2 tRNA genes are annotated in these 320 nt (G+C 47.2%); both read right to left on the bottom strand.

Going from position 1 to position 320, the window contains the following annotated elements:
• Nucleotides 1–3: 3 nt before the first annotated feature.
• A tRNA-Ala gene (locus FUA24_RS07435) sits at nt 4–77 on the bottom strand.
• A gap of 169 nt (nt 78–246) precedes the next feature.
• Nucleotides 247–320: transfer RNA gene (locus tag FUA24_RS07430), tRNA-Ile, on the bottom strand.

The raw sequence follows: 320 nt of genomic DNA, 5'->3' as shown, positions 1-320 counted from the left end.
TTGTGGAGAATACCGGAGTCGAACCGGTGACCTCTTGCGTGCAAGGCAAGCGCTCTAGCCAGCTGAGCTAATTCCCCGTCTTTAAGTTGGCAGTATCAGTATTCAGTAATCAGTTACTGGGTACTGTGAACTGCGTACTGTAAACTGGCGCTCAACTTCTAAAATTTCCTTTCAATATTTAATGAACTTCTCTGCCTCTCGACAAATACCGAAACATGTTCGGCATACTCAGTGCTGCGCACTTCGTAGTCTCAGGCAGACTCGAACTGCCGACCTCTACATTATCAGTGTAGCGCTCTAACCAGCTGAGCTATGAGACT

Source organism: Seonamhaeicola marinus, from assembly GCF_008085455.1.
Note: the sequence above shows the minus strand (reverse complement) of the source record. Positions and strands in the feature narration are given on the sequence as shown.